We start from the raw sequence: 25,424 nt of genomic DNA, 5'->3' as shown, positions 1-25,424 counted from the left end.
TCAGGTGCTAAAGAATTATTTGCAGTCAGTGTAACAAATGTTTGACAAACCTACAATTTTTTGATTTTATTCACACCTTCCTCATCCACACCATAAAAACAGAAAAGAACACGATTCCCTTGACTACACTTGATATCGTAAGGGCCCACCATACTCCTTCCAGGCCCAGGGATGTGCCGCCCAGCCAGAAGGCCAGGGGAATACGGGAGGCTGTCAGGAGGATGGTGAGAATGGAGGCTTCCATAGTCCTTCCCATTCCGGACATGGCGCCTACGGTCATGAGTTCTATGCACAGGAACATTTCTGAGTATCCGATGATGCGCATGTAGCCTGCTCCTATGGGGATGACCTCCGGCTCATGGATAAACAGGGAAAAGATGGGGACTGCGCCAAATACCAAAAGGCTGGTGGTAAACATTCCCCAAAGGAACATGACACCTGCTGATATCATGTACCCTTTTTTGACCCGCTTCATATTTTTTGCTCCGAAATTCTGCCCGGTAAAGGCATTGATCGCAGAGCCGAAGCCGTCTGCTGTCATCCAGGAGATCGTCTCGATCTGACCGCCCAGACGCTGGACAGCCACTGCCGCATCTCCCCAGGAGGTAACGAATCTTGTGAGCACCATGGATATCCCGCAGTAAAGCATGCTTTGAATGGAGGCAGGAAACCCGATTCTTATGATCATCTTTAAATAGCGGGGAGGTGTGGGCTTCCAGATTTGTATCTGACCTGACAGTACCGCATCCCCTCTGACGCAGAGGATAAGGACCAGGCTGACGATAAACTGGGCTGTGACTGTCGCTGCCGCTGCCCCCATAACTCCCATAGCTGGTATTGGACCAAGACCAAAGATGAGAAGGGGATCCAGGATCATATTTGCGCCCATTCCCACACAGTTTGCAATAAATGGCGTCCTGCTGTTTCCGGCTGCCGTGTAAAGACCGGTTAATGTCTGTCCCACGAATGCAAATACGATAAGGCCGCAGGCGATACGCAGATATATTTCTGCATTGTGTATTACCTCTGAGGAATTCAGATGAAAAAAGCCGATCAGCGGACGTGTAAACAGATTGACGAGAAGGCCGAAGGCCAGCGCCAGCATCACTGCGATCTGCAGGGCTCCTTTTCCATACTGGACGGCCTCCTTCTGATCCCCGGCTCCATAAGCATGGGCTGCCTTTACCTGTCCGCCCATCCTGGCAAGCGCAGCCACGCCGCTGGAAAGCCAGGTATACATGGCGGCTGCTCCCACTGCCGCCACTGCATCACTTCCTACTCTTCCGATCCAGGCCATATCAGTCAGATTGTAAGCTGTCTGCACAAGGGAGGTCGCCATGATCGGTATTGCCAGCTCTGTCAGCGCTGTAAGGATGCTTCCGTGAAGTAAATCTGTATTCTTTTTCACTTTGTTCACCTGCCGTCTTCATTTTCCCATTTCAAATACATTTACCATGAAAGTCCGCCGCTGCAAGGCGGCACGAAATTCAGGTATGCCAAATGCGTCCACCAGACTTTCGTGGTCCGGTGGCGCGTCTGCCCGCTGGACGCGTGCAGGTCTACTATACTATGTTTCCTGATAATCTGCAAGATAGGGAATGAATGATTGTCTGAGTGCGGCAAATTACGCACAACCGTTCAGGCATGCAGCTCTCCGCCGGATAGGCGGCGCAAATTCAGGCTGAGAACTTCTGAAACACTGCGCTAGTCCGGAAATACCGCCTGTATGAGCATCCTTTCACTGGAACCGTGGCAGGTGGAAAGTGTGACTATTTTTTGATCCGCGCCAGGGTGGATCCCTGTGCTGTAGAGAGAGGAAGCTTCCATTTCCTGAAGGTATTCCTTCCACTCTTCTTCCGTAAGATCCGTTCTCATGGCTGTTCCGTCTGTTTCTGCGCGAAGCTGACAGGAAAAAACGGGGCATTCCAGCCATTGCCCGCGAAGATGCAGGAAGATGGCGGGATGAGCATCGAAGTACGCCTTGTCCTTGTATTTCTTCAGATCTGCAAACATGGAGCCATCCTTCATATTGTGACCGTAAAGGACGGTATTGCGGGATATTCCCGGAACACTCTCCTTATCCAGGAAAATGCAGCCAGATGCCTGTTCCTCCTCTGTAAAGCTGTGGTCCAGATAGTATACATTATCCTTGTGCTGCGCTGCAGGATAATCAATATGGGTGCCTGGAATGGAGACCCACAGCCTGTACTCCTCATTTGCCTCATAGAGAGCCGCTTCGTTGACAGGAAGAAGGGACGTGCCCCCTTTCTCATGGCGCCTTTGAGAGGCAGCAGCTGGCTCGCCTATTTCCTGAAACCGACTTGGGGAGGCAGCTGCTGCCTGGGAAAAGCCGGCAGCCGTTCCATAGGCAATGTCCCTTATATCATTATAGGAGGCCTGTCCCCTTCCATATGCAGCCATGATGCTTGCCAGATGTATGATACTTATGGCGCTAATAAGAAGAAATACAGCTGTGAGGATCGGCAGTCTCCTCCTTGCGAGCCTGGGGATTTTCCACAACAGCATGATCACAAAACAGCTGATGAGGAGGAATGTGAAGCACAGGATCGTTCCTGACCGGTCTGCTTTCTCTTCTGTTTCCGATGGATAAAGGCCGTCCTCCTTAAACTCTCCTCCATGGGAGGAGACGGAAACGAGCCCGCTGTACACAGCAGCGCAGTCTCTGACCCGCTTCTTTCCTCTGATATCAAGGATACCATTGTCACCGCGTATCTCCTTCCACCGGATCTGTTCGATCTGGTAACCCGAAGGGTCCAGTCCGGCCTGCCGCAAAAGCTCCCCCTGGAAGGGCAGCAGACCCTCCGGGCTGTCAAGGGGCACAAGGGCCTCTCCCAGCAGGAAATAGTCTGCTCCCATTCCTGATACAAACAGCTCCAGTTTAAAATCAGGACTCCAGCGCTCATTGATGAAGCTTGCCTCGGTCAGAGGGAGAAGGACCTGGCGTTCCTTCCCTGTCTGCCTGTCTACTATCTGCACCCATGCTGTCTGAGGGATTGTCTCTGCTGCTTCAAGATCAGAATACAGGATCTGATCAGATACATATTGTGCTTCCGTTCCAAAAGCCTTTCCTGCCAGCAGGCTTCCCAGCAAAAGGACCAGAAAGCCTGCTTTGGCGATATCCTTAAGGCCTGTTCTCATTTTTTCCTTTTCCTCCCTTCTTTTTCTCAGCATACAGGCAGATGCCTGCACCTGCCAGACCTGCGATCGCCGTGAATATGGTCTGGTAAAGCGGGAAGTCATCTCCTGTCCGGATCCTCTCTCTCTTTCCAAAACGGAAGCTTCCTCTGCCGAACCGGTCTTTTATCTGATAGGAGGCCGTGATCCTGCCAATCTTCTTTAATTGCCTGAAATTGTAGACAACGGTATTGCCGTTTATCTGTCCGTCTTCATCCACATAAAATTCATAAATATCCTGGGAATGCAGATACCCTTCCGGCGGCTTTCGCTCTCTGATCCGGTAGGTTCCGGGACAAGGCGGTTTGAAATCCAGGCAGCCGTCTTCCCCAGTGATCCCTTCAAAGGTGCAAAGAGCCCCGTCTTCTTTCCATTCAATAGAAAGGACTGCACCTGGCAGAGGCTCCTTTGTGATGCCGTCCTTTTTGTAAACAGGCTTCGGGATCTCTTCATTTACAACCTCATAGGTTCCGCGGATAATGCCGGATCCTTTCACTGTAAAGCTGTAGATATCCGTATTGCCCCTGTAGCCCTCCGGCGCTTTTGTCTCCCGGAAGGTATAGGTGCCGTCCCGGGGCTTTTTTATGCGGAATCTGCCCTGGGCATCACTGACAGAGGTTCCTATGATCGTCCCCTCCTGATCATAAAAGGTAAATTCTGCTCCTTCCACCGCATTTCCAGCGTGATCTGCTTTTTTAAAGACGATATATTCCGGGACAGGGGTTGTACCGCCGCCTCCTCCGCCCCCTGAGGATTTCAGGCTGTTTTCATACCGGAACACCTGAATGGAGGTATCTGTCTCCTGTACGGTGATCTCCTTATCTGAAGATTTTTTGTAGCCCGAAGGAGACTCCAGCTCATGTATGATATACGCTCCTGCCTCAAGGCCATAGAAGGTCTGGCCCTTTTCTGCTTCCGACGTCCACTCCCTTACGATCCTTCCGGTATCCTTTCTGATGAGCTGCAGTCTGGCTCCCGCAAGGAGGCTTCCACTGCTGCTGACTTTGGGGATCTCCACAATGGTGGAATAATTGCGCATTGTCAGGCGCGGAATCTCCTTCATACCATCTGTGATGGTAAATTCAATGGGCTGTGCCAGCATCTGAAAGCCCTCAGCTGCCTCCACCTCTACCAGACGGTAGCTTCCGGCCTTCAGGTCTTTTGTATAGTGGCCTTGCTTTCCACTTATCCACTCATCCACTGTCTCCCAGGAAGAGCCTGCATCCTGCTTCCTCTCGATCCGCAGGGTGACGCCTTCCAGATATTCTGCTGTATCACCCAGCAGCTTTTCTGACACTACCCTATTGCTGTCATTTGCCGGATAATACTCCAGAGGAATAAGGGCTGTCTTTTCGTCGATATACTCAAACTGGAATTCATAGGGCTTCAATGTCAGCATATGTCCCTCAGCTGCCTTTGTCTCTGTGCAGAGATAGGTGTATGGCTTAAAATTGCCGTCCTGATCCATATATCCGATGGGCTGGGGGTTAAAATGAGCTTCCCCTTTCTCATCGGTTGTCACTGTCTGACAGTGGATGCCCAGAGTTTTGTTCTCCAGCTGAAAATCTGCTCCGGAAAGCGTTTCTTCCGGGTGATCCGCATCTGTCTTTGTAATTTTTAGGATCCCATCTGGTATCTCATCTATCATCTCTGCTGTCTGTACAAGCTGCGTATCAATAATGGCAAATGGCACATCCACTGACTGAAGGAAGCCATAGGGTGCTGTCTCCTCCCGCAGAATGTAGCTGCCCTCCGGGATATATTCCACCACATGAGGCTTTTGATCACCTTCCTCAAAGCCCTCCGGGATCATCCCGGCCTCCCTGTCCTCCTGGGTGTACCTGCCATCCAGGCCGCTTGTCCATGTGGCTGTGATATCCTGGTATTCTCCGTTCTCCGTGGGCTGGTGAAGGATAAGTGGCTCATCGCTTACCGTCCCGTCCTCATTTACAGGATAGATGGTAAGTGTCGCTCCATTTACCTCCTTGCCGCCTGTAATGTTTACCTTTGAAATCTCTAAGCTTAAGGGCTTATCTCCCATCTGCGTATATTGGATCTTCTCCAAATGGCCTGTATCCTCTACGGTAATGAGAACCGGGCCCGCAGTGGCATAGCCTTTTGGATTTCCTGTCTCCACAAGGACATAGTGGCCCACCGGCAGATATTCCAGCCTTACCGCGGCATTTTCCGTATAGTACCAACGGCCCTGGCAGGTGTTGGGGATGGTCTGGAAATCATAGTCATATTTTATGATAGGGTGATTCCCGGCGGCATCTGTCACAATGCGGCCCGTTGCCGCAACCTCCTGTCCATCCTTGTAGGTGGCGGCACGGAAGGTAAATATCCTTTCCGTTTCCTCATAGGAAGGCATTCCGTCTGTAAGCTCCGGCTGTCCTTCCCCGTCAAGCTTTGCATGGTATAAGGTCAGGTATGCCTCGCTGTCCTTGTATATCACATCCTCATTCTTTGTGTCATATTTCCGGATATCCAGCGCAGTAAAATCATCCTCCATCTGGAAGCTCTGCACATGGCCTGTCTCCAGAACGTCCACATTGACAGCTTCTGACAGAACGTATCCCTGCTCATAAGGGCAGATGGTTTCCTCCAGCACATAGGCGCCTACCGGGATATGATCGATCCAATGAGGTTTGGTGGTTGGAATGGGATTTCCTCCTCCGTCATACTTCATGTTCCCATCGTCATCGTATTCATATCCGCTGATCCAGGCAGCATAGCTTTCTCCCTTTCGGTAGGTTCCGTCCTCCTCCCGGAGGGGCCTGCCTTCATTATCTGTCAAAGCCCTGTACAGCGTCATATGGGCATCCCGTATTTCCTTCTGGGTCATGACATCGATCTTTGCAAAAGCGGTCTTTGTAAATTCATCCTGAAGGAAATATTTCTGTATCTCCTCTGTATCCTCCAGTATCAGGCCCATGTATTCTGCCTGAATGTAACCCTGGCCGTACGGTACCCTTTCTTCTTCCAGAATATAGGCTCCAAAGGGCAGACGTGTGATCGTGTGGGTGGCAGCTTCTGTCTCCGGATTTCCGTAAGGATCCGTGCTGGCATCTGTCTCCCAGCGCTCTTCTTTGGTAACCAGCCTGCCGTCCGTGTAATAGATGGGAAGGCCATTTTCATCATCCACTGTCTGCTTGTCCTTATAAATGGTCCTTGTGCCGCCGTCCTCCATAATCTGAATGGACTGCACCAGCTGCTTTTGTCCATTTTCATCCGCCGTATAGGCAATGATGCGGCCATAGTCGTCATAGACGTAGGCCATTCCTGTCAGAGAGTCCGCATAGCAGATGCGGTTTCCTCTGGAATCCAGCACAAAAAGTTCTCCTGTATCCGGCTCCCTGTAAAGAGCCAGCTCCTTCTTTCCATACTCCTCCAGTCTGTAAGGCAGGCTGGCGACAGTCTCAAGCTCTGTCAGATCATAGAAATACAGCTCAACCGGTTCATTTTCCACCTCCACAGCATCCCACTCTCTTAGACGTGCCGGGCCGCTGTCTTCCCCTGCTTCCCGTATTTCCCTGTGAGTTCCTGTGTTGGTGTTTTGGATCCTGGCTACCTTTCCGTTTTCCCATACAGCTTCCACACCTTTATAGGCATGCTCTCCGGCCGGCTCAAGTTCGATTCCATGGTACAGAGCCAGGGACGCCTCAGATATGGTGATATCAAACCGGATCCCCTTTCCGGTGAAGGTTCCGTCCAGCTCGTAGAGGGGCTTTACCCCCTTCATTGCCTTCAGCTCCTTCTCTGTCCCTTCCACAAATTTCTCGGAATATTCATCAAAGGCCTTTGTCACATAGCCGTACCACTCCTGGGCCTCCGGGTCATAGGCAATATCGCGCACATCTCCCCTCTCCTGAAGCTTTTCCCTGCGGCCGCGGACTTCGTATATGAAAAGGTCTCCCTTATCATTGACTGCAAGCTCACGGTCAAAACCGCCGCTTTTCTCTTTCTCTCCCTGGGCATCTGTCTTTTGAAGGCTGTTCTGGTTTCCCACCAGGGAATCTCCGTCCTCCACCTTATGGATCTCCATGCGGGAGGGATGATCCTGTACCAGCACCTGGCCGGTCGTTTCTGTCTCGTATTTGTCCGTGCCTCCGGATACCGGGATTGCATACTGGTATTTTGCTGCTGTTTCCTCTTTCCAGCCATCTGTTGTGCCGTCTATGTGGCGGTCATCAGCGTAGTAGGTAATATCGTCCGAGTAGATCTCAAAGGCCACTGGGCGGCTCTTTGTATAGCCCTCCGGTGCCTCAAGCTCTACCAGGACATAGGCTCCGGCTCCCAGAGGTTTATAGGTCTCAATATAGCCTGTCTTCTCCTTTTGCACCTGACCGTCTATCACAAGCTCCCGGATGGTGGAATAGGCCCTAAAGATTCCTACCTCGTTTCCCGTTTCATCCTGCTGGCGGATCAGCTGGCTTTCATCGTACTGTGGGATCCCCTCCTCATCCAAATGGATAGGCAGGTCATTCTCACTGATGTTGCTCTCTCCTACTCTGGGGTATAAAATAGGCTTTCCGTCTGCATCTGCCACGGTTTTTCCATGAATGTCCACGGCTTCCCCAAACAGCACTGCTCCCGTACCGTTAGCCGTATTCACTCCTGCTTTCTCCACATCCCGCTTTGCCGCGTAGATTTTAAAGATAGCCCCATCATGGATAATGTTGTCCCCTGTCTCTGCATCCAGCTTTTCAATGCGCAGTCTTGAACTGTAATACCGGTTCTCAAAGTCCTCCTGGGCAAAGGCTGCGTAATTGAAGTTTTCCCCGCTGCCAAAGGGAGACAAGGTTTCAATGTCCCCTGTATCCGGATTTTTCCGGTCTACCGCCGGAGCAAGAACGGTCCACGGAACAAGCATGGAAGCAAATTTCCCCTCAATGGCTGTCTGCATTCCCTTCATGGTGGGCACTGCATCCCTGATTTCCAGCTGGCCGCTGTCTGTCTCATTTCCATCATAGACAACGCCGTCCCTTGTTCCCTTATCCTCACTCTGGCTGGTATAGCCCCTATAGTATGCCTTTACTGTTCCATTTGCCCCATCCATATACTCCGCATCATAGGGCGGTTTCGATGTCATGCTGTGGCCTGGCCGGATATCCTTGTCCAGCCCGTATTTGAATACCTCAAAATCTCCGTCATGGCTGTGGGCTTTGATGATATGGGTCTCCTCGTTAAAACGTATTTTATATTTCCGTATCAGATCTTCCGGAGTGTCACTGCTGCTGTAGCGGAAATAGGGATCTCCTGCCTCATAGTTTGCTTCCTCCTCCCCTGTATTGCTGTCAGTGATAATGTGCGGAACAAAGGGAAGGGTGATCTCCTTCGGGTAATCCCTCTCATAATGACGGTTTGCCAGCTCATTTCTCACATCTGCCGCTGTCTGCTCTGCAATGACGTATGTACCATAAGGCAGCATAATGGAATGATCGTAATAATCGTCTTTTCCGTTTTTTGTATTACACTCAAGAGTCGTCTTATCCCTGTCCGCACCCCCGCCGTCATCCTTATCCCAGGCAATTGCCAGACGTCTGTCCAGACCGACGAACATATCCAGATAAGCAGAGGCCTCCTCCTTTGCCAGGTTAAGGGCTTTTTCATAGGCAGCATCACTGTTAAGCTCCGGCTCTGCTTCCAGAATTTCTTCTTTGTAAGCAGCGATATCGTAATAATCAAGGGCAAACTGTTCCAGCACCTGGGCCGGGTAAGTATTTCCAGCCTTTTGGTCTGCCGCGTACATGGCGTCAAAAAATTTTTGATAGTGGTAGCTGCCGTCCGCCTTTGTTTCCAGAAGACGGCGGCCTCCGCCTTTTTTGGGCGGCAGGAAAATGAGCTCCGCGTCTGCCTTCCCATCATCATTTCCGATGTCCTCTGAGAGAAGCTTTCCCTCTTCATCCACGTAGATATTCTCCAGGTTGCTCTTTAAATACAGCTTGAATTTGAACTGGTTTAAAAGCTTTGCTCCCTGGATAGACGGACCCTTTCCAAACAGCCCCAGAAGGGTGGTAAGAGGATCATTGTGAACAGAGCCATAGGTATTTACCTTATCATAGGATGACTGGGAAATGTCCTTTGTCACCTTGATGGACTGCTTGATCACACGCTGGAGCAGCTGTACGGGCTTTTTGTCCGTACCTCCGTCCTGCTGCGGTTCGTTCTGGCCTGGGTAGGTAAGCTGCTGTGTTTTTATGTAGCTTCCTTCATTCAGAGGCGGAATCGCGGCAACTGCATCTACCGCCGCGCCTGCCACTCGTACAAGGTACTGGTCATATCGCATTTCCTGGCCTTCATATTCAATGGCCGACTGGTCTGTCACTGCGCGGTACATGTCCCGGATGGCCTCTGTCTCCGCTTCCCAGTCTGTGCTGTTGTCCACATGGATCGTGTATATCCCGGTATCTTTGTCATAAGCTGCTTTCACCTGGGTCAGTACCTCATCCTGATACGTGACTTCCACATCCTCATATATGGGAACATACTCCATTACCGGAATGGGATTTCCTCCGGTATCCCGAAGGATCTCGCCTGGTGCGTATGTCTCATAGACAGGCTGATACAGGATCTGGAGATAGCTGCTGATATCTTCCCCGTATGGGATCTCTTTGGTTGCTGCCCTTTTTTCTGCCACGGATGCCGTCCTGCTGTTTAAGCGGTAGCTTCCTTTTTCATATGCGATCCAATAGTGGATCCTGTCTGCAGGCCCTCCTGTTACCTCTGCTTCTTTGCGCACATATAGGGTTTTTGATGCGGCATCGTATACTGCCGGGCAGGAATCATTTCCAGAGGTACAGTCGTAACATACTCTGGCATACCACGCCCCATCCTTTTCATAGACAGACTCCACAGAACCGCAGTCAAAGAAGGAATGCTCCGTAAACCAGTCCAGGATCTCACCCGCTGCCTGTCCGTTGGCTGCACCTGTCAGCGGGATATCTGCCCATGGCGCTCCCTGGACAGCCTTTGCCTGGCGGTATCCTATCTGTGACAGCATTTCATTTACCTGATCCTTCAGATAGGTTGGCTGGATGGACTGGTTCCATTTGGAAAGATCCTTTGGTGCTGCTGTCCCATTGGGCCTGGGTGCTGTGCGGAACCGGTAGGATAAGGTCTCTGCATAGGGAATCCGCTCCTCAGGTTCACTTCCGCTTGCATCCGGCAGCTTGAGCACGGGATTCCCATCGGGGCCCAGCTTGTATTCTCCTCCTTTCGCTGTCTGGTATAGGGTGCCTCCATTTTCCGTTTTTTCCTGCCAGCTTCCGCCGATAACACTTTTTACTGTCTCCGTTTTCTCCTCGAGATCGACTCGGTAAAATACCGTTCCCTCCGGATAGCCCTTTACTGTAATGTCATAGCCCTGCTCTGTCCTGTAGCGCTCTATGGTAAAATCATTCCAGGAGCCATCAGCCTCCATGTGAGTATTGTCCGACAGGCCGCGGACTACGGATACCTGACCGGACTGGCGGATCGTGGCAATGCCGTCCATGGTGCGGTTGGTCTCTGTCAGATTGCTTCCGCTTACAGAAAGCTCGTAGCCTTCGGAACGGCTTATTTCCATGATATAGTAATTACCCAGCAGCAGGGGCCGCCCGATCCAGCGGCTGCCGTTGTCATTCTCATAATCCGGATAGGTGATCGTGCCAAAGCCTTCGCTGGAGGAGGTGACGGAAGAGCCGTCATAGAGATTCTCCGGCCCCGTGCTCCCGGCTGGCGGAGCAATGTTTCCGCTGCCATCCAGCCTTGTCCCCGGCTTTTCGGTAAAGGCCAGGAAGGAGGCATTTCCCTCTTTATCGGTAGCTGCAACGGCAACAAGGTCATTCTGATTATAGACAACGCCGGATTTCCCGTCCGGATGGATGATATCCTGGGCTGCAAACAGGCCATATACAGCGCCCTCCAGGGTGGCATCACCCTGGGTCCTTCCATAACTGCTCTTTTCATCTTTCTTATAAAGCTCTAAATCGCGCTTGTTCATATGGATGCGCCCTTCTGTGCGGTGGTCCCATACCTTGAAGGTGTAAAGAATGGTGTCCGGATCTCCGTAGGCAGAGGTATCCATTGGATCCAGGTCATCGTCAATGAAAGGCGGAAGGGTGGCTGTAATGCTGTCTTCCTCCTCATCGTCATCGGAGAAAAAAGAAATGATTGCCCTGGCGGCACGGGCAAAAAGCCCCTGCTGCCCGGTACCTCCTCCTTCTGTTTCCTTTTCTTCTTCCAGATGAATATATTCGATTGAACGGCTATTGTCCTGTTCTATAGGGAACCTGGTATATTCGTAGCTGTAGGTCTCTGTATCCTCGAAAGGATCATCCTCTTCCCATATGGTTTCACTTGAGGATGCTGTTTTTATACTGGCCTGCTCCTGATTGCCGGTCTCCTCCTTTTCTCTGGAAATGTCTGGTTCCCTTTGTTTCTTTTCCTCTGTCTGTTCCCCGGAAATGTCCGGAGCTTTTGAGAGGAGCTGCATCCGTCCATGGAATCGGCTGCTGATAGAGGCTGCAGATGAAGCCTCTGTGGTATCTGCCTGGACTTCCCTTTGGGCTGCGCTGCTGCCTTTCTCCCTGGTATCTTCTATTTCTGCGCCTCCTGGTCCAGCGTCTTCTTCCGCAGATACGGAGTCTCCGCCGCCAGTGGACTCTTCTCCGGCTGGCTCGCCGCCGCTTTCTCTACTACCATTCTCTTCTCCGGACGCTCCACTGTCATCTTCGCTTCCGGCATTTTCTCCTCCGGCTGACTCGCTGCCTCCTTCGCTTCCGGCATTCTCTCCTCCGGCTGACCCGCTGCCTCCTTCGCTTCCGGTATTCTCTTCTCCGGCCGTCTCATTGCCGCTTTCGTTTCCGGCATTCTCTCCCCCGGCTGACCCGCTGTTTCCTTCTCCCCCATCCTTACTATCTTCCTCTCCTCCGGTATCTTCTGTTTCAACAGTTCCTTCTTCTCCGCCATCCTTCGCCGGGCTTCCATCCGCCGTCCCGCTGCTCTGTCCGGCGGCTCCCTCTGGTGCGGCCTCCGGCTTTGTTTCCTTTTCCTTCTCTTCCTGAAGCTCTACAATACTTCTCATTTCCTCCAGGGACAGATCAGCCGCTTCCGGCACCTGGTATTGATAGGCGCGGCGGCCTTCCATTTTCTGGGAGCCTGTGGGGTATGTATAAATGACCGGCCGGTCAGAAACTGTGGATTCCTGATGGAAGCTTCCTGCCATAACGCCTCCCTCTGCCTGGGCAGAGGACAGGACAACAGTCTCTATGGGCTGGTCGTCATTGTGCTTTCCATGAAGCGTATATCCGTTTCTGGCATGGATCTCCTCCAGTGTGTAGCTGTACTCCAGGTTAATAAAATTCTCATAGGTTTCATCCCTGTCAGCCAGCATAGCCTCCATTGCCGCCGTATCCTGTTCGTGGTTATCCTCATCCTCGTTGGACACATGAAAGTCACAGGTGGAGGCACAGAGCTCCTGCTCTGCCTGCCATTGTTCCCGGAGGCGGTCATTTTCTTCCTCACAGCTGCATTCCTCATCTGCTTCATGGTCACATTCCACCCACTCCGGAGCGGGATGGCCCATGCAGTAGGTCTTGCTGTAATTGTAGCTTCTGACATCGCTGTGGCTGGCATAGCCATTTTCATCTGTTGTGATCGTATCACAGATATAATTGCTCTCCGGCTCCGGCGACATCCTGTTTAAATAGACCTGTCCTGTGGTGCCGTCCGGCTCTCCTTCGGTGTAGCCCCCTTCATTCACCTGGGAAAAATCAAAATCCTCCCAGACATAGAAGGCTGCTCCCTCCAGGCGCTGGTTCGTTTCAGCACAGTATTTTTCCAGGTCAATGTTATAGTTGGACTCAAAGGTTTCGCTGTGGCGGTAGAGTTCCAGCTCTCCGCCGCCCTCTCCTGTTGGCTGATAATCTCCCACAGAAAAATATACATTAGCCGGTGTTTTCTCCAGATTGATCCAGCCCACCTGCACCTGCAGGTTGGAATCCTGCGGCTGCAGCAGATAAAGATAAAACCGGTTGCTGATCCCATTTAGTTCCGCTGACGTAATGGTTCCATTGGGGATCCCCGTCCCCCGGTACTGAAAGGTTATGCTTTTTCCATCTGTGGAAACAGCATAGCTCCAGCCGCTGCCCGGAAATGTCCACATTGTCTCCCTTAACTGCGGACAGGTGCTGATATCAAGGGTCAGTTCATATCCTCCATCCTTAAGCTCCATCCTCTGCTGCGTTCCATTCCAGGCTGGCAGAGCCCCGCCTCCTGTTCCGTTAAAGCCCTCTGCTTCTGCCCGGACATACGCCTTCATTTCTCCATACAGCTGGGACGCCCTGGCTCCCATGATGCCTGCAAGCTGCTGCTGAACACCATCCTGAACTGCCCAATTATCCTCATATCCTGCAATACAGCCCCAGATATACGTCTGCACGACCGCATAACGTGCCGGCTCATAATAGTTTCCGGAAACAGCCCACTCATAGGCCAGATTAATATGCAGAAAACGCTCCCATGAACCGATATACGGTACAGACTCTCCCTGATTTAAGTCGTATCTCGTATAATTCATGATCGTATGGTTTGGCAGCTTTTTCCCCGGCTGAAGACAGAAGCTGGGAACATGTCCTTCCACCGGGTTCACGTGGTACATGGTAATGGAATGATGCATGTGGCCGAATACATTAAAATTCTTTCCCTGAAAGGTATCGCCGCGGATGATCATTTCCACTGTCCCCGTATTCCTGTCACCCGCAGCAGTATTCTCTGCCATAGAGGACAATGGGATGGAGGTAATGATCACTGCCAGTACCATGATGAGCGCCCATGCCTGTTTCAACTTCTTTACATATTTCATCCTCTTGATCCTTCCCCAAAATGAATAAGCGGGCCGAAAAAAAAAGCAATTGGTTCATTGCCTGCATTTCAGGCCTGCCAATTGCATTTCGTTTCTATCCTGTTTTGTTGTATTTCAAATATAGTTACCGCTTTATAAATAATTGCGAAACTGCTATTTTCGTTCCGTCTATATATACTCCTACGCCTGTCTCTTCCCACTGGGAACGGAGCATATTTTTCTTATGTCCGGAGGAACCCAGCCATCCATACACAATCCGTTCTGCCGCAGACTCTATTGTATCATTGGGCATGTATCCTATGTAGGCAAGATTCTCTGCCGCTTTTGAATAGCCGGCCGCAATTGCGGAGTCATAATTACTGCCGTCTGGTCTTTTATGAGGAGCACATCCAGAACCGCTTTCCTCTGCTCTCACCATTGCATTTTCCAGCAGCTCATCATTGACGTCCAACGCTTCCTTTCCATGGGTTTCTCTTTCTTCATTGACCAGCTCTATGATCCGGCAGGCTAATTCATATGGATCCAGCTCTTCTCTGCTTTCTTCCGCTGTCTCCGCTGTTTTTTCAAAATATTTTCCCATATTTTCATCCGGGTCATAAGCCATTGTCATCACAGTTCCGCCCTTCACACTGGCTCCGTTTTCGTCTACTGTCACCATACCGTCAAACAGGCTTGTATTGGTATACAGATATCCACTCTCATCAAAATAATACAGCTCGTAAATTCCGTCTCTGTTCCCGTCCAGCCACCGTGACCAATTTGCCGGATAACTGCCGTCGTCATCCTGCCACCACCAGCCAACGTCATCCTGTATCCACTGGCCTGCATAGGCTGGGGCAGCGGCAAGCACTGTAAATACTGCCGCCAGCAATATCCATTTTTTTCTCATTCCCTGTCCTCCTTTGTTTTAATCCCAAAACTGATCGCTATCTGATTCAAATTTTCTCACATATTGGCAATCCACACTATGCACTTGTCAATGTACGGCTGCTCTTAAGCTCCATCATGTAATATCAGGATCTCTCTTGAATCTGTGGCCGACACGGCCAAAATAATAAAGATAAAAAAAGATATATGCACGAAGAATTTCATGCGGTAATTATAAAATAGCACACTTACAGCCCCGCGTCAATCCCCCCTCGCCGTTTTTCAGGAGAAAGCTTCCGTTGCTGTTCACAGAATGGCTGCTTTTTCGCCGGCAGTTCCGGTAACGGGGGATGAATGGGCTCTTGCAGGAAAACAGACGATAGTATAAAATGGAATATAAGCATATTGGATTTTAGGGGGAACGGACTGTGAAAGAAAAGCTTTTACAGATGATTTCTGAAGAGGATAAGAAACATCCGCTGACTGATGAGGAATTGGCGCAGCGGCTTGGAGTGCTGCGGGAGACTGTTACCCTGCTCCGGGGCGAAGGGAATATCCCCGATTCCAGAGAGCGCAGGCGGGCCGCCATCCTGCCCAGACTGCGGCAACTCCTTTTGGAGGAGCCCGCCCTTTCGGACCGCGCCCTGGCCCGCCGCCTGGATGAGGAAGGCTTTTCTGTGGGAAAGTACACCGTGGGAAAGCTCAGGGAGGAGCTTTCCAAGGCTCCGGCCGGGAAGCCTTCTACGGAAAAAGCTCCGGCCGAAAGGCCTTCTGAGGAAAAATCCCCCTCTCAAAAGGAAAAGGGCCCTGACGCCTCCGTTTTTTCCTCCTTCATCGGTTACGATGGAAGCCTGAAGACCCAGATTTCCCGGGCCCAGGCGGCGGTCCTCTACCCTCCCATGGGGCTTCATTGCCTGATTTACGGCCCATCCGGAGCAGGGAAAAGCTACCTGGCGGAGCTGATGCACAGCTTTGCCTGCGGAACGGAGAATTTCGGAGAACATCCTCCCTACTACGCCTTTAACTGCGCCGACTACGCCGATAACCCGCAGCTCCTCATGGCCCAGCTGTTCGGCTACAGGAAGGGCAGCTTCACCGGCGCAGATAAGGATAAAAAGGGCGTTGTGGAGCTCTGCGATGGCGGCATCCTCTTCCTGGATGAGGTTCACCGCCTTCCGCCGGAGGGCCAGGAGCTTCTGTTCTATCTGATGGATAAGGGGAAATTCCGGCGCCTCGGGGAGGTGGAAAACCAGCGCGAGAGCCATCTGATGGTCATCGCCGCCACTACGGAGAACCCGCAGAGCTCCCTGCTTATTACCTTTCGCCGCCGCATCCCCATGACCATTGAGCTGCCCTCCCTCAGGGAACGCCCCGCCAAGGAGCGCCTGGAATTTATACACCTCTTTTTCTGGATGGAAGCCCACAAGCTTGGCCGGGATTTCCTCGTCAAGCGCGAGGTACTCCAGTGCCTGATGCAGGCGGAGTATGCCGGAAATGTGGGCCAGGTCAGGTCTGACATCCAGGTTTGCTGCGCAAAGGCGTTCCTCGAAAGCAAACGCTCAAGGGCCGGCGTCATCGAAATCCTCTTTGACTGCCTTCCTGAGGCATTCAAGCGGGGGCAGGCCTCCGCGAACAGTCCCGATAAGGGGCTGCGCCTGATTAAATCCGACCTGTATTTATCCCACGAGAAGCAGCCACAGACCGGAGAACACGCTCTTTTAAAGGGCTGGGATATCTACGGAAAGCTGGAGCAGGATTATAACCAGCTCTTAAGCGCGGGCCTGAGTGAAGAAGAAATCAGAGCCCGCCTCTCCTCCGAGGTGGAAAACCAGCTTTCCCGGAACATCCGCCAGATTGAGCTTTCCCGCTTCAGCGCCGATGAAATGGTTTCCATCGTAGGGGAGCAGATGATGAGCCTGGCGTCCGATATCTACGAGCTGGCCCTCTCCCTTCTTCCCGGCCTGAAACGGGAGCTGGTCTTCCCTCTCGCCATCCATATGAAAATGTCCCTCCAGCGCAGCGCCCAGGGTGCCAGGGCCCTCCCCACAGGCATCGACACCTTCCGGGATATTTACCATGAAGAATATCAGGCGGCGGAACAGGTTTATAAAAAGGTATGCGCCAAATATTACCTGACCATCCAGGAGGAGGAAATCAGTTTTTTGGCCATGTATTTCTCCCGCTTCCGCCATGGCCAGAAGGAGCGGGAACGAATCAGCGTCCTTGTGGTGTCCCACGGAGCCGTGGCCTGCGGCATGGCTGAGGTTGCCAACGCGGTCATGGGGACTGACCACGCGAAGGGCCTGGAACTGGGGCTTATGGATACCCCAGCCCAGATGGGCGAAAAGGTTCTCCAGGCAGCGGCCGCCTTAAACCGGGGCAGGGGAATCATCATCCTGGCCGATATGGGCTCCCTGATGGAAACAGGAAGCCTCGTCTGGGAACGCCTCGGCATCCCTGTGGGAATTGTGGGACGCACAGATACCATGATGGTCATCGACGCGGTGAGGCGGACTCTCTGGACAGACGACAGCATCGAGCAGATCGTGGAAGCCCTGGATGTAAAGCGCCTGCCTTCTGCCGCCCAGTCTCCGAACCGCCGAAAAAGGCCCGCCATCCTCTGTCTGTGCATCACCGGTGAAGGGGCCGCTGCGGTTCTGCGCGCCTTCATTGAGGAGCGTTTAAAAAGCAGCCTTCACCAGGTAGAGATCGTAACCCGCGGATTCATCGAAACCTCGGATATCCACCAAATCATCCGGCAGGCGGAGGAGGATTACGAGTTTCTGGCCATTGTGGGAACCATTGACCCGGAATACAGCGGCGTCCCCTTCCTTCCGGCCTCCCTGCTGTATACTTCAGACGGGCTGGGACAGCTTCGGAAAATTTTAAAGCGGCGGCAGCTTCTGGAGGAAAATGATCTAAACCAGGTCATTTTCCCATCCCACATTTACATCAAAGAAGGGCACAATTACAAGGATAATATCCTTGATGAAATGATCGGCGCCCTGGCTGGCGATGGCTTTGTCACGCCGGATTTTCTTCTCAGCGTTTACAAGAGGGAAAGCATGATGACTACGGTTCTCAAGGGCGGCATCGCTATCCCCCACGGGAGCCCGGAATATGTTACAAAACCGGTCATTTCCGTTACAAAGCTGGACACTCCCACAGCATGGGACGGTATCAATGCGGTGGACCTGATTTTTGTGCTTGCCCTTGATGAAAATTCAAAAAAGTATTTTGAACAGCTTTACCAGATTATTTCTGATGAATCCATGATTCAGTCTATCCGTAAATGCAAAAATCCGGAGGAAATCATGGAAATTTTATGCAAAACTACAAAACCGGTCAATTAGTTGGCATCGAACTTGCTCTAAATCTTATCGAGAGCAAACAGAAAGGAGCGAGTTCGATGAACATGAAGGATTTTCCAAAAGTAACAGTCATCTTGAGGGGCTACACCTATCCGCAGATCAGGACAGTCGTGAAGAACCTTGTAGGAACCAGGCTGCGCTCCGTGGAAATCACGATGAACACGCCGGGAGCCCTGGAGGCGATTGAAAAGATCAGCCAGGAGTTCAGCGGCAGGATTCTCGTGGGAGCGGGCACGGTACTGACCTATGAGGAAGCGCAGGCGTCCATAGCGGCCGGTGCGGCCTTTCTGCTTTCCCCCACCGTATTCGGAAAGCCTGTCCTTGACCTCTGCCATGAAAAAGGCGTGATCAGCGTACCGGGGGCATTTTCCCCGTCAGAAATACGGCAGAGCTTTCTGGACGGAGCGGATATCGTAAAGGTATTCCCGGCAGCCCGGCTGGGCAGCAAATATCTGTCAGATATCATGGCTCCCCTGGGTAAAATGCCCCTGATGGTCGTAGGCGGCATCAATACCGGAAATATCGGGGAATATTTCAGCGCTGGCGCGGCCTTTGCGGGAATCGCCTCCGGTATCTTCTGTAAAGACGATATCCTGAGGCAGGATGAGGACGGCATCCGGAAATCCATCGCAGCGATTGACGCAAAATTAAAGGAACTGGAAGGAGATATCTGATATGGGAATACGTTTTGACGAGTCCCTTATTTTGGACATCCGGGACGCGTCCTCCGACAGGGACGCGCTGGGAAGAATGTGCGACTATCTGCGCGGCAGGGGGATGGTCAAGGATACCTACAGGCAGGCCATCCTTGACCGCGAGGCCAGCTTCCCCACTGGCCTCAATACAGGCGGAATCAATATCGCCATTCCCCACTGCGACGTATGCAATGTCAATGAGGCGGCGATCTGCGTGGGCCTCCTGAAGCCGGAGGTGGATTTCCACACTATGGACGAGCCGGAGTGCGCCGTCCCCGTCCGCCTGGTCATCATGCTGGTACTGACCGAGCCCCACGGCCACTTGGAGATGCTCCAGCGTATTGTGGAGCTGATCAAAAACCAGGAGGACGTAAAGAAAATCGTGGATACCCAGAATATGGGACAGGCGGCCGCCATCATCAAGCAGTACCTGCTGGCGGAATAGGCATGGAATGCGGCGGCGGTTATTTTTAGAAAACGAATGAGAAAAGGAGAATGAAAACGTTATGAAGAGAATATTAGTGGCATGTGGAAACGGCGTGGCGACTTCAACTGTAGTAGCAACTAAGATCAGGGAAAAATGCGAGGAGAACGGCCTGGCCGTATCCGTAAACCAGTGCAAGCTTTTAGAGGTGGAATCAAAAGCCAGCGATTATGACCTCCTTGTGACCACCGGCAAATTTACCGGGGGCAACGTATCCATCCCGGTTATCGGGGCAATCGCCCTCCTCACCGGCATCGGAGAGGACGCGGTGCTGAACCAGATCATGGACGCAGTCCGCGCGTAGGCGGCGGGACTTTCATAGCAGCAGAAATTATTGTAATCCATAGCGGAGGGTATAAACATGCAAATATTTTACAGTATATTCAATGTAATCCTTGATGCGGGAGCCACCGTAATGCTCCCCATCATTATCACTATCGTAGGCCTGATCTTCGGCGTGAAGCTGGGCAAGGCCTTCCGTTCCGGCCTGATGCTGGGTATCGGCTTCGCTGGCATCAACCTGGTTATCAACATGATGAAAAGCGGCATCGGGCCGGCGGCCCAGGCCATGGTTGAGAACTTCGGCATCCACCTTGACATCCTGGATGTAGGCTGGGGCTCTATCGCCGCAGTTACCTGGGCTTCCCCCATCATCGCCCTCCTGATCTTCGCCATCCTGGCCACCAACATCATCATGCTTGTGCTCAAGGCCACTGATACCCTGGATGTGGATATCTGGAATTATCACCATATGGCGATCGTGGGCATCCTGGTATATTTTGTGACGAAAAATGTGTTCCTGGGCGTGGCTGCCTCTGTGGTTATGGCCGTCATTTCCTTTAAGCTGTCCGACTGGACCGCCCCTCTGGTGGAGGACTTCTTCGGGATCCCCGGCGTTTCCCTCCCCACCATGTCCGCCCTGTCCTCCGTGATCATCGCGGCTCCCCTGAACTGGCTGCTGGACCGCATTCCCGGCATTGACAAGCTGGACTTTAACGTAAAGGATGCAAAGAAATACCTAGGCATTTTCGGAGAGCCTATGATGCTGGGCCTGATCCTTGGATGCGTCATCGGTGCGCTGGCGAGATACTCCGTATCCGATATTCTGGAATTAGGAGTCAGCATGGCCGCCGTCATGGTGCTGATCCCCAAAATGACCTCCCTGTTTATGGAAGGCCTTATGCCGATCTCCGAAGCAGCCAAGAAGTTCTGCCAGGAGAAGTTCAAGGGAAGGAACCTTCTGATCGGCCTTGATGCGGCCATCGTTGTCGGAAACCCCGATGTGATCACCACCTCCCTCATTGTAATCCCGCTGACCATCCTTATGGCAGCCGTACTTCCCGGCAACCGGGTGCTTCCCTTCGCGGACCTGGCAGTCGTTACCTTCCGTGTGGCGCTTCCCGTTGCAATGACAAGAGGGAATCTGTTCAAAAATATTATTATCGGCCTGTTCTGCACCGGTGCGATCCTGCTAGCCGGAACCGCCACTTCCCCCATACTTACAGCCCTGGCCGCCGATGTCGGGCTTGATCTGGGAAGCAACCTGATTACATCCTTCGCCGGGCCGTCCCTGACAGTAAGCTTCCTGATTTTCAAGGCATTTACCAGCAACCTGGTCATCACCATTCCGGTCATGATCGCCGTTATCGCCGCCGTCTGGGTATTTATGGCGCGCAGGAACCGCAGGGCAGCCGAAGCGTAACCGCGGTGCCGGGAACACCGGAGCTGATTGATAACTAAGCAGGCCGGGGGAGCACTTGCCAAAAGGCGGACAGGCTCCCCCGCGGAAAGAAGGACTGAATATGCAACGAGCGATTGATAAACTGGAACCGTTCCAGAAAGCAATTTCCAAGGCCCACCTGGCTTCCGCCGGGGTGTCTATCGATTCCCTGGAGACAAAGCCGCTGATCGCCATCGCGAATAGCTGGAACGAGGTCTGCCCCGGCCACGAGCCCTTAAAGCAGCTGGCCGAGGAGGTAAAAAAAGGAATCCTTGAGGCGGGAGGAGAACCCATCGAATTTAACACGGTAGCCATGTGCGATGGCATCGCCCAGGGCCATTCGGGGATGCGCTACTGCCTGCCTCACCGCGAGATCATCACGGATTCCATTGAGGCCATGGTGGTAGGAGAGGGCGTTTTTGATGGAGTGGTCTATATGGGCTCCTGCGATAAGATCGTACCCGGTATGCTGAATGCCGCGGCCCGCATTGACCTTCCCTCCGTCATTGTGACGGCAGGGCCCTGCTACGCCCAGATTAAGCCCAATGACTCCAAGGAGCTGCGCCAGCGCTTCCTGAGGGGCGAGATCACGGAACGGGAGCTGATCGAGGGAACCCTGAAATACTACACCGGCCCCGGAATCTGCCCCTTCCTGGGCACGGCCAACACCATGGGCGCCCTCTGCGAATCTCTGGGAATGATGCTGCCCGGAGGGAGCCTTATCCCCTCCAGTACCAGTATGCGCCGCTTCTGCGCAAGGGATTCTGGCCGGGCTGTGATGAAGCTGGTAGAACAGGGAATACGCCCCTCACAGATTATGACAAGGGACGCGCTGGAAAATACGATTACCCTTTTAAGCGCCATCGGCGGCTCCCTGAACGCGCTGATCCACCTTCCCGCCCTGGCTGCGGAGCTGGGGCTGGAGCTTGACTGGGATGATTTCTCCAAAATCACCACGCAGACTCCCGTCCTTACGGCGATCGTGCCAAACGGCAACCGGACTGTAGTGGATCTGCATTGCGCAGGAGGAATCCCGGCCGTCCTAAAGGAGCTGCGCTCCTTGCTGCACACGGACGCCCTCACCGTAACAGGAGAAACCCTTGGCGAGATCCTGGACCGCACAGAGACCGGGAACCGGGAGGTAATCCGGCCAATGGACGATCCCATCTCCAGAGCTGATGGGATCCAGGTACTCTATGGGAACCTGGCTCCCGGCGGCGCTCTGGTGAAGACCTCCGCCGTACCAGAGGATATGCGGGTATTTACCGGTACAGCCAGGGTTTTCAACAACGAGGACGAGTGCTATGCGGCCTTCCGCAAAAAGGAAATCACCGAGGGGGACGCCATTATTGTGCGCTATGAGGGTCCTAAGGGAGGCCCTGGCATGAAGGAGCTCCACCGCATTACGGAAATCATCAAGGGGATTCCCCGCACTGCGGTGATTACCGATGGCCGCTTCTCCGGGGCCAGCGGAGGCTTAAGCATCGGCTACCTCTGCCCGGAGGCCGAGGAAGGCGGGCCGATCGCCCTGGTGGAGGACGGAGACCGAATTTCCGTGGATCTCTCCAGGAACGCTATCCACCTGGACGTGGACGACGGGGAGCTTGCCAGGCGGCGCGAGCGCTGGACGCCCGTGAAAAAGCCCCTGGAAAAGGGACTGCTGAAGCGGTATGCGAAAACAGTGAGCTCAGCGCGCAGGGGCGCTTCCCTGGGTTAAGCGCGGCCTGGCCTTGATACGCTTCCCGCCGGGAGAAATGGATTTTCGTAAAAGAAAGAGCGGGCAAAAATAAGCCGCAGGGCTGCATCTTCCATGCAGCCCTGCGGCTCATTTTTGTCTGCTTTTTTATTCCTTTCCGGAGAGGTATTCATCAATACCTCTTGCTCCGGCTCTTCCTGCCTCCATGGCAAGGATAACCGTGGCTGCGCCTGTTACTGCGTCACCACCGGCGTATACGCCTTCTTTTGTCGTCTTGCCGTTTGCTTCATCGGCAATGATGCATTTCCACTTGTTGGTCTCAAGGCCCTCGGTGGTGGAAGAAATCAGCGGGTTAGGAGAGGTTCCCAGGGACATGATTACGGTATCCACGTCAATGGTGTAATCAGAGCCTGGAACTTCCACCGGCCTGCGCCTTCCGGATGCGTCCGGCTCGCCCAGCTCCATTTTGCGCACTACCATTCCTGTTACCCAGTCATTTTCATCTGTCAGGATCTCTACCGGGTTTGTCAGAAGGTTGAAGATCACGCCCTCTTCTTTTGCGTGGTGGACTTCCTCTACTCGTGCAGGCAGCTCTGCCTCGCTTCTTCTGTATACGATATGCACCTCTGCTCCCAGACGGAGGGCTGTTCTCGCTGCATCCATGGCTACGTTTCCGCCGCCTACGACAGCTACCTTCTTGCCTAAGAAGATCGGGGTATCGTAATCATCGCGGAAGGCCTTCATCAGGTTGCTTCTTGTCAGATACTCGTTGGCTGAGAACACGCCGTTTGCATTTTCTCCGGGGATTCCCATGAATTTAGGAAGGCCTGCGCCGGAGCCGATAAATACGGCCTTGAAATCCTCTTCCTCCATCAGCTCGTCAATGGTCACGGACTTGCCAATGATCACGTTTGTCTCGATCTTTACTCCCAGCTTCTTTACATTCTCGATCTCCGGACGCACTACCCTTGTCTTTGGCAGACGGAACTCCGGAATACCATATGTAAGCACGCCGCCCGGCTCGTGAAGGGCCTCGAAGATCGTCACCTCATAGCCTTTCTTTGCCAGATCTCCTGCACAGGTCAGTCCCGCAGGGCCGGAGCCGATGACTGCTACCTTGATGCCGTTGGTCTTTTCCGGCTTTGCCGGCACGACACCGTTCTCCCTGGACCAGTCAGCCACAAAGCGCTCCAGCTTTCCGATGGAGATGGGCTCTCCCTTGAAGCCGCGGATACATTTTCCCTCGCACTGGCTCTCCTGCGGGCATACGCGTCCACAGACTGCCGGAAGAGCGCTGGACTCTGCGATGGTAGCCGCTGCCTCCTTAAACTGGCCTTCCTTTACCTCCTGGATGAATTTTGGAATGTTGATGGATACGGGACAGCCCTTGACGCACTGTGCATTCTTACAGTTAAGGCAGCGCGCTGCCTCCTCCTGGGCCTCCTCCTGGTTGTATCCCAGACATACCTCCTCAAAGTTGGTTGCCCTTACCTTTGGATCCTGCTCTCTTACAGGTACTTTCTTTAATACGTCCATTACTCTTCACCTCCGCACTGGCCGCAGCCGCCGTGATGGGTAGCGCCCTCCCGCTCTTTTAAGAGCGCACGGCCTTCCTCTGTCTTATACATCTGCTGCCTCTTCATGGCCTGGTCGAAATCTACCAGATGTCCGTCAAACTCCGGTCCGTCTACACAGGCAAATTTCACCTGTCCGCCTACGGTCACACGGCAGGCTCCGCACATGCCTGTGCCGTCTACCATGATGGGGTTAAGGCTTACGATGGTGGGGATACCTAACTCCTTTGTAAGCTTACATACGAATTTCATCATGATCATAGGACCGATGGCAACGCATACATCGTACTTCTTGCCCTGATTCTCCACTAAGTCCTTGATGACCTCTGTTACCATGCCCTTGCGCTCATAGGAGCCGTCGTCTGTGGTAACATAGAGGTTTCCAGCCACTGCCCTCAGCTCATTCTCCAGGATCAGGAGGCTCTTTGTCTTGGAGCCCTCGATGACATCCACATCAATGCCATGCTCCTTCATCCACTTTACCTGGGGATAGACGGGAGCGGAGCCAACGCCGCCTGCTACAAAGAGGTATTTTCTCTTCTTTACTTCCTCTAAATCTTCCTTTACGAACTCCGATGCCTGTCCTAAGGGGCCTACGAAATCCTGGAAGTAATCGCCTTCCTTTAAATCTGCCATCCGCTCTGTGGATGCGCCCACTGTCTGGAATACGATTGTTACCAATCCCTTTTCCCTGTTAAAGTCGCAGATGGTAAGAGGGATTCTCTCCCCTGCCTCGTCCATCTTGACAATAACAAACTCACCCGGCTGACAAGCTCTGGCTACTCGCGGCGCTTCCACGTCCATGAGATAAATCTTGTCTGCCAGGCATTCTGCCTTAACGATCTTGTACATGATTTTCCTCCTGCTTTGTTTTTTCTCCACTGCCAAAAGCCTGTCTGGCCCGGCAATATATTCTTACTGTCCGCAGGACGGCCCCTTTGGGCCGGGCTGTGAATAGTAAAAAATCCATTTAAAA

General features: G+C 52.8%; 12 protein-coding genes. 6 read left to right on the top strand and 6 right to left on the bottom strand.

The window, feature by feature from the left end; genetic code table 11:
• Nucleotides 1–70: 70 nt before the first annotated feature.
• The 4 genes from LIZ87_RS06855 to LIZ87_RS06845 all read right to left on the bottom strand — a co-directional run bounded on the left by LIZ87_RS06855 (nt 71) and on the right by LIZ87_RS06845 (nt 14,930).
• Entirely contained in the window at nt 71–1,417 is a 1,347-nt protein-coding gene (locus LIZ87_RS06855; protein WP_442912184.1) for an MATE family efflux transporter, read from the bottom strand.
• Nucleotides 1,418–1,704: 287 nt separating this feature from the next.
• A complete protein-coding gene (locus LIZ87_RS22550; RefSeq protein WP_319638570.1) occupies nt 1,705–3,192 on the bottom strand; it encodes a class B sortase in 1,488 nt (495 codons plus the stop codon).
• Nucleotides 3,143–14,041: a SpaA isopeptide-forming pilin-related protein gene (locus tag LIZ87_RS06850; RefSeq protein WP_319638569.1), complete on the bottom strand. Its 10,899-nt coding sequence runs from the start codon at nt 14,039–14,041 to the stop codon at nt 3,143–3,145. The genes LIZ87_RS22550 and LIZ87_RS06850 overlap by 50 nt, the downstream gene beginning before the upstream one ends.
• A 124-nt stretch (nt 14,042–14,165) precedes the next feature.
• Entirely contained in the window at nt 14,166–14,930 is a 765-nt protein-coding gene (locus tag LIZ87_RS06845) for a CAP domain-containing protein (RefSeq protein WP_227145971.1), read from the bottom strand.
• 406 nt (nt 14,931–15,336) lie between these two features.
• Here LIZ87_RS06845 and LIZ87_RS06840 point away from each other — a divergent pair, with 406 nt between their 5' ends.
• The 6 genes from LIZ87_RS06840 (at nt 15,337) to ilvD (ending at nt 22,895) form a co-directional block, all read left to right on the top strand.
• A complete protein-coding gene (locus LIZ87_RS06840) occupies nt 15,337–18,261 on the top strand; it encodes a sigma 54-interacting transcriptional regulator (protein WP_227145970.1) in 2,925 nt (974 codons plus the stop codon).
• A 56-nt stretch (nt 18,262–18,317) separates the two neighbouring features.
• Nucleotides 18,318–18,953, top strand: a complete 636-nt coding sequence (locus LIZ87_RS06835) for a bifunctional 4-hydroxy-2-oxoglutarate aldolase/2-dehydro-3-deoxy-phosphogluconate aldolase (RefSeq protein ID WP_227145968.1) — start codon at nt 18,318–18,320, stop codon at nt 18,951–18,953.
• 1 nt (nt 18,954) lies between these two features.
• A complete protein-coding gene (locus LIZ87_RS06830; protein ID WP_227145966.1) occupies nt 18,955–19,419 on the top strand; it encodes a PTS sugar transporter subunit IIA in 465 nt (154 codons plus the stop codon).
• Nucleotides 19,420–19,480: 61 nt separating this feature from the next.
• Nucleotides 19,481–19,762, top strand: coding sequence for a PTS sugar transporter subunit IIB (locus tag LIZ87_RS06825; protein ID WP_227145964.1), 282 nt, complete (start codon nt 19,481–19,483; stop codon nt 19,760–19,762).
• Nucleotides 19,763–19,819: 57 nt separating this feature from the next.
• Nucleotides 19,820–21,160, top strand: coding sequence for a PTS galactitol transporter subunit IIC (locus LIZ87_RS06820; protein WP_227145962.1), 1,341 nt, complete (start codon nt 19,820–19,822; stop codon nt 21,158–21,160).
• 100 nt (nt 21,161–21,260) lie between these two features.
• Complete coding sequence (gene ilvD / locus LIZ87_RS06815; protein ID WP_227145959.1) at nt 21,261–22,895, top strand: dihydroxy-acid dehydratase; 1,635 nt, start codon at nt 21,261–21,263, stop codon at nt 22,893–22,895.
• Between the two features lie 126 nt (nt 22,896–23,021).
• Here ilvD and gltA read toward each other — a convergent pair whose 3' ends face one another.
• Both gltA and LIZ87_RS06805 read right to left on the bottom strand, forming a co-directional pair.
• Nucleotides 23,022–24,410, bottom strand: a complete 1,389-nt coding sequence (gene gltA / locus LIZ87_RS06810) for an NADPH-dependent glutamate synthase (RefSeq protein WP_227145957.1) — start codon at nt 24,408–24,410, stop codon at nt 23,022–23,024.
• Nucleotides 24,410–25,300 carry a sulfide/dihydroorotate dehydrogenase-like FAD/NAD-binding protein gene (locus tag LIZ87_RS06805; protein WP_178317247.1) on the bottom strand — a complete coding sequence of 297 codons (891 nt, stop codon included), beginning with the start codon at nt 25,298–25,300 and terminating at the stop codon, nt 24,410–24,412. The genes gltA and LIZ87_RS06805 overlap by 1 nt, the downstream gene beginning before the upstream one ends.
• Nucleotides 25,301–25,424 lie beyond the last annotated feature (124 nt).

Source organism: Lacrimispora sp. 210928-DFI.3.58 (assembly GCF_020554865.1).
In the GTDB taxonomy this organism is placed as follows: Bacteria; Bacillota; Clostridia; order Lachnospirales; family Lachnospiraceae; genus Enterocloster.
This window is presented reverse-complemented; position numbering and strand designations above follow the sequence as displayed.

Coding starts and splice junctions, on each gene's coding strand:
- LIZ87_RS22550 (WP_319638570.1), bottom strand. CDS start 3,192: ATGCTGAGAAAAAGAAGGGAGGAAAAGGAAAAAATGAGAACAGGCCTT.
- LIZ87_RS06850 (WP_319638569.1), bottom strand. CDS start 14,041: ATGAAATATGTAAAGAAGTTGAAACAGGCATGGGCGCTCATCATGGTA.
- LIZ87_RS06845 (WP_227145971.1), bottom strand. CDS start 14,930: ATGAGAAAAAAATGGATATTGCTGGCGGCAGTATTTACAGTGCTTGCC.
- LIZ87_RS06835 (WP_227145968.1), top strand. CDS start 18,318: ATGAACATGAAGGATTTTCCAAAAGTAACAGTCATCTTGAGGGGCTAC.
- LIZ87_RS06830 (WP_227145966.1), top strand. CDS start 18,955: ATGGGAATACGTTTTGACGAGTCCCTTATTTTGGACATCCGGGACGCG.
- LIZ87_RS06825 (WP_227145964.1), top strand. CDS start 19,481: ATGAAGAGAATATTAGTGGCATGTGGAAACGGCGTGGCGACTTCAACT.
- LIZ87_RS06820 (WP_227145962.1), top strand. CDS start 19,820: ATGCAAATATTTTACAGTATATTCAATGTAATCCTTGATGCGGGAGCC.
- ilvD (WP_227145959.1), top strand. CDS start 21,261: ATGCAACGAGCGATTGATAAACTGGAACCGTTCCAGAAAGCAATTTCC.
- gltA (WP_227145957.1), bottom strand. CDS start 24,410: ATGGACGTATTAAAGAAAGTACCTGTAAGAGAGCAGGATCCAAAGGTA.
- LIZ87_RS06805 (WP_178317247.1), bottom strand. CDS start 25,300: ATGTACAAGATCGTTAAGGCAGAATGCCTGGCAGACAAGATTTATCTC.